The sequence below is a fragment of the Nostoc sp. CALU 546 genome (genome assembly GCF_048836525.1).
This window is the reverse complement of record NZ_JAWJTF010000015.1, coordinates 108,137-114,184: the sequence shown is the minus strand read 5'-3', so window position 1 is coordinate 114,184 and position 6,048 is coordinate 108,137. Positions and strand designations below refer to the sequence as shown.

At 41.8% G+C, this 6,048-nt stretch carries 4 protein-coding genes and 2 pseudogenes; all 6 read left to right on the top strand.

Going from position 1 to position 6,048, the window contains the following annotated elements:
- A pseudogene (locus tag RRG12_RS10495) lies at positions 1 to 363 on the top strand (hypothetical protein); the annotation flags it as partial.
- Positions 364 to 452: 89 nt separating this feature from the next.
- On the top strand, positions 453 to 1,598 hold the full coding sequence (locus RRG12_RS10490; RefSeq protein WP_420759152.1) for an ISH3 family transposase: 1,146 nt from the start codon (positions 453 to 455) through the stop codon (positions 1,596 to 1,598).
- 128 nt (positions 1,599 to 1,726) lie between these two features.
- Positions 1,727 to 3,559: pseudogene (locus RRG12_RS10485) on the top strand (COR domain-containing protein); the annotation flags it as partial.
- 130 nt (positions 3,560 to 3,689) lie between these two features.
- Entirely contained in the window at positions 3,690 to 3,875 is a 186-nt protein-coding gene (locus RRG12_RS10480; protein WP_420759221.1) for a hypothetical protein, read from the top strand.
- Positions 3,876 to 3,970: 95 nt separating this feature from the next.
- The gene (locus RRG12_RS10475) at positions 3,971 to 4,189 is read left to right on the top strand and encodes a hypothetical protein (protein ID WP_420759220.1); all 219 of its coding nucleotides are present in this window, start codon (positions 3,971 to 3,973) and stop codon (positions 4,187 to 4,189) included.
- Positions 4,190 to 4,244: 55 nt separating this feature from the next.
- Complete coding sequence (locus tag RRG12_RS10470) at positions 4,245 to 5,909, top strand: FAD-dependent oxidoreductase (RefSeq protein WP_420759219.1); 1,665 nt, start codon at positions 4,245 to 4,247, stop codon at positions 5,907 to 5,909.
- Positions 5,910 to 6,048 lie beyond the last annotated feature (139 nt).

Here is a 6,048-nt window from a genome sequence, read left to right as displayed (position 1 = left end):
CGAATAACCCAGATTCCAGAGGCGATCGAAAGTTTGCCGAAATTGGAAAAACTAGATTTACGGGGAAATCCGCTTCCTATTTCACCAGAGATTTTAGGATCTTCTAATAATGTTGGTTCAGTTGAAGATATTTTCAATTACTTGCAATTACTCCGTAGCGGTGAAGTGCGTCCACTCAACGAAGCCAAACTGTTGCTCATCGGACAAGGCAGCGTCGGTAAAACATCCCTTATCGAGCGACTAATCCGCGATAAATATGACAAAAATCAACCCCAAACCGATGGACTCAATGTCAGTAAATCGCAAAGTTTTGCTAAAGAGCGATCGCTAAGTAGACACTCAGTAGAAGTTAGTTCTAAATAATACCTATTTTATAATTAAAACTTATATTCAATAAAAGAGGTTCAAAAACTGAAATTATCAAGAATGTACATCCACCCAAATAATGACCATTGACGACTTTACCAAAACAGCTTGCACTAACTGATTCAGAAACCCTTGACGAAGTTCTGGATTGTTTAAGTGAAAATATTTCTATTGAGACCCAAGGAGTTTGCGATCAGAAAACTCTATTTGAAATATTAGTGAGAGCAGCAAGTAGTGGAGATAGTATTGAGAATACAACAAAAGTTTTAAATAGTAGTCCATGTGGTAGCGATATCAGGTATCACTTAGATAAAATCAATAATTTTGAGCAGCTAGAAAATCAAATCAATTTAGCTCTCAAAAGTAGAATTCCTCATCGTATTAAAAATGCATATCATAAAATTGCCATTGATTTAAATTTAATTCCTTACTATGGGAAACCTGATAGTGATGAAGACCCTTATATTTATAGAAGTCAGGCTAAGTCAGGAACTTGTTCTTTTTATGCCTATGCAACTTTATATATATTAACCAAGGGGAAACGGATTACACTGGCGATTAGAGGAGTACGTTGGTTAGATACAAATGTTGCCATTATCACCTACTTATTAGCTGAACTTGAGACTATTAAAGTAAATGTAAAAACACTGTATTTGGATAGAGGATTTTTTAGTATCGCTGTAATCAGGTGGTTGCAAGCCTTGGATATTCCCTTTATAATGCCAGCGATTAGAAGAGGAAAAAAGGGTGGTGTAAATCAATTTCTTAAAGGCAGAAGTAGTTATAAAACTACTTACACAATGGGTGAAGAGAAAGATAATAATGTTACCTTTAGCTTATGGATTATCTGCAAATACAAAAAAGGGACAAGAAAACAACATGGTATTGAATACTTTGCTTATGTTGTTTATAAGTCGAAAATAAACCTATCTTACATTCATCAAGATTATCGAAAAAGATTTGGAATTGAAAGCAGTTATAGATTAAAAAATCTATGTCGAATCAGAACAAATAATAAGAAGCCCGTATTGAGATTATTATATGTTGGTATTTCTTTTGTGTTAGTCAATATTTGGGTTTATCTTCTTTGGTTTAAGATTAGTCGAAAACGAAAGGGTAGGCGATTAATTTATCGTAACCTTTTCTGTCTTAAACAAATGTTAGCTTTTCTACGTCAAGTTGTTGAGCGCAAATATGGAAGTGTTAAAGGTATTTATATTCCATCGGGTTAGCAATCGTTAAAAGTTGCTTAACTATAAGTAAAAGTAATTTATCCCAGCCTACGGGTTAAGATAGTTTCGCAGAAAATGTATCTCAAGTTACAAAATATTGGCGATCGCTCTCTTGGAAAAAACTTTGCGATTTACTGAATGTAGAAACTTGGAACGTGCAGGTCAATAGCAAAGATATCCGCCTCAATGTTTGGGACTTTGGCGGACAGGAAATTTATCATGCCACCCATCAGTTCTTTCTGACTAAGCGCAGTCTCTATCTCCTCGTTTGTAATTGTCGCACCAGCGAAGAAGAAAACCGCATCGAATATTGGCTGAAACTAATCGAAAGCTTCGGTGGACAGTCCCCCGTGATTATCGTTGGCAACAAAAAAGACGAACAACCCCTCGACATCAACCGCAAGGCATTACGCGAAAAATATCCTAACATCCAAGCGATTATCGAAACCTCTTGCCAAGACAATATCGGCATTGATGAACTTCGCACCGCTATTTTGCAGCAAATCGCCAACCTCAAAGAAGTCTATGACCTTCTACCCCTGACATGGTTTGAGGTTAAACAACAACTCGAATCTATGTCCCAAGACTTCATCAGCTACAACCGCTACATCGGCATCTGCCACCAAAAAGAAATTCCCGAAGAACAAAACCAAGAGCAACTCATCGACTTGCTACATCGACTCGGCTTAGTTCTCAACTTCCGCGATCATCCCATCCTCAAAGATACCAACGTCCTCAAACCCAACTGGGTGACAGAAGGTATTTACGCGCTCCTGAGCGATGAAAACCTCAAAACTAAAACCAAAGGCATTTTCACCCCTGCCGATCTCACCCGCATCCTTAATCCAGAGCGCTATCCCACCCAGCGTCATGGCTATCTAATCGAACTAATGAAGGAATTCGAGCTTGGTTTTGCACTAGAATGTTACCCACCACAATTTCTAATTGCGGGACTTTTGCCTAAAGACCAACCAAACGAAACAAAACTCCAAGGCAAAACCTTGGAATTTCAATACCATTACAAAGTTCTCCCCGAAAGCATCATTTCTCGCTTCATCGTCAACACTCACGAAAAAATCTATAACCAAATCTATTGGCGCAGTGGCGTAATGTTGCAATATCAAGAAAACAACGAAATCTACAATATCGCTCGGATCAAAGCCGATCCTGAAGACAAAAAAATTTTCATCACCATTAGCAAACGCAAAGAAACGCGCCGCTTATTTCTCGGCATCCTCCGCGATGTCTTCCAAAAAATCCACAAAAGTCTCCCCAATCTCGAAATCACCGAATGGGTTCCCGTCCCCAATCACCCCAACCATCCGCCCCTCGACTACCAAGAACTCCTCGGACTCGAATCAATGGGCGTTCTTGAATATCCAATTGGTAAACTCAAAATAAACATCAATATCCGTCAACTACTTGATGGGTATGAAGATATAAGAACTCGACAAAGACAACAAATAGACAAAGAAATTATTGAACCATTCCCCATTAAGGAACCAATTATGTCAGAAAGCATCAGAAAACAAATATTTGTTAGCTACAGTCATCAAGATGCAGAATGGTTAACAGAACTGCAAAAACAACTAAAACCCTATATTCGTGCAGAAGGTTTGATCGTTTGGGATGACACCAAAATCAAACCTGGCGCAAAATGGAAAGCCGAGATTGAAAAAGCATTAGCCACGGCTAAGGTTGCTATCCTGCTAGTCAGCCCTAACTTTATAGCCTCTGATTTCATCCACAAACATGAGCTACCCCCTTTACTCAACGCAGCCGAACAAGAGGGATTAACCATTTTCTGGATTCCAATTAGTGCAAGCTCATACAGAAAAACCGACATCCAAGAATACCAAGCTGCTCACCCTCCAGATAAACCCCTCGACACTCTAAGTAAGGCAGAATGTAACCAAGCTTGGGTGAAAATTTGCGAAGAAGTCGAAAAGGCAATAAAATAGAACCTATTTAAACATTGACTAAATTCAACTTAAATATTATAGAAATAGGGAGCAAATTAGGCATAGAACTAAAGCTTCCCTCTGTTAAATAGACTTTTATAATTCCAGAGGCGATCGCAAATTCGAGCAAGTGGTCAAAATATCTACGTGCGAAAATTGGGATATTGGCGTAGTAGACTGTCCATATATCGCATACACCCGCCCCAAGTTTGTCTACCAAGCAAGCATTACAGGTCTAAAGAATACCTTACACCGATCAAGTGCGATCGCTCCTCAATGCCGCACTCGATCGCAAAGCCCGTTATTCTCACCGTGATTATACACTGATGGTGAATCACCTAAAGCTGATTAGTGCAATACTGGTGTTAAACCTTCTTCCAAAGTCCAATAAAGTGCAGGGAGATGAACAGTATGGCTGAACACGTATTTCATGACCAACTGAGTCTAGAGGAACAAACCGAAAAACTTGGAAAGCAAGCATTGAGCTTGGGTTTGATTCCCAGCTTTGTGGTACATTACTTTCCCGATACTTGGGTATTTTATATACCTAATGAAAGTCAATCCGAACCTCTGACACCAGAAGAGGCATACTTTCGTTTAAAACAACTGGTTAAACAGAAGATATCTTGACAACAGATTTTTGAAAAAAACGGCTAGGCACTGCAATTGTTGAGTAAGAGTAATTATGGCGAAACCAGCAATTTTAACCGTCGATGATGATCCAGAGGTGCTGCAAGCAGTGTCACGGGACTTGCGTCATCAGTATGGCGATCGCTTCCGTATTGTTCGGGCAGATTCGGGTATTAGCGCTCTGGATGTGGTGCAGCAACTCAAATTACGGAATGAAGCTGTTGCTCTATTTTTGGTAGATCAACGTATGCCCCAGATGGGAGGTGTAGAGTTCCTAGAACAGGCAAAAGGCATTTTTCCCGATGCCAAACGTGCCTTGTTGACGGCGTATGCAGATACGGATGCTGCCATTAAATCAATTAATAGTGCCAGACTTGATTATTATTTACTCAAGCCCTGGAATCCACCAGAAGAGAAGCTATATCCGGTTTTAGATGATTTGCTCGATGACTGGCTAGCTGGATTCCGCCCACCCTTTGAAGGCATTCGAGTCATTGGTAATCGCTGGTCGCCTTTTTCACATCAGGTGAAAGATTTCCTAGCACGTAACCAGATTCCATTTAAGTGGTTAGATATTGAACTGGAACCGGAGGCGGCAAAACTGGTGGAATACGCCCAAGCTGATTGTAGACAACAATTGCCTTTGGTGCTGTTTCCCGATGGTTCCCGATTAATTCAACCATCTAATTTAGAGATTGCTGCCAAAATTGGACTGCAAACTCAGGCAGAGCGTCCATTTTATGATTTGGCGATCGTGGGTGCTGGGCCTGCTGGACTGGCTGCCGCCGTCTATGGCGCTTCCGAAGGATTGAGTACTGTCTTAATTGAGCGGGAAGCGCCAGGAGGACAAGCAGGTACGAGTTCGCGGATTGAAAACTATTTGGGGTTTCCTATTGGCTTGAGCGGTAGTGATTTGGCAAGGCGGGGAGTCACCCAAGCGCGGCGATTTGGGGTAGAGATTCTCACACCTCAAGTAGTAACTGGGGTTAGGCTGGAAAATCCTTATCGGATTCTGCAATTAGCAGATGGGAGCGAGATTAGTTGCCATGCACTTTTAGTTGCAACCGGCGTTTCCTATCGCTGGCTAAATGTGCCAGGAGCCGAAAAGCTGACAGGGGCAGGGATTTACTATGGTGCTGCCATGACTGAAGCGATCGCCTGTAGCAACGAAGAGGTTTACTTGGTAGGTGGGGCAAACTCTGCTGGACAAGCAGCAATGCATTTTTCTAAGTATGCCAGCAAAGTGATCATGTTGGTGCGGGGTGAGTCACTAGCATCGAGTATGTCCCAATACTTGATTGACCAAATTGCCGCGACTGAAAATATCCAAGTTTGTACAGGTTGCAGCGTCGTGGAAGTGAAGGGAGAAAAACATTTAGAAGAAATTGTGATTGCTCATGCCAAGACTGGACAAACTGAAACCGTAGCAGCGCGATCGCTCTTTATTTTCATCGGTGCTAGCCCCAAAACAGATTGGCTCGATGGTGTTATTCAACGCGATGCTCAGGGGTTTATCATCACAGGGCCAGATTTAATGGCTAATGGCAAATCGCCCCCAGCTTGGAATTTGGAACGTTCTCCTTTTTTGCTAGAAACCAACATTCCAGGCATCTTCGCAGCCGGAGATGTCCGCTATGGCTCAGTTAAGCGCGTGGCATCCGGTGTGGGAGAAGGTTCGATTGCTATTCAATTCGTTCACCGCTACCTAAGTAATGTTTAAGTGAAGCGGTAAATACCAAGCTGTTTAAGTAAAATCTGCAACCCCTCCCCCCTGCCCTCTCAACTACGGCGTACACACAAGTCTCTTGACCCGCACCTTAGTTGCATCGACCCGCACCTTAGTTGCCTCGACCCGCACC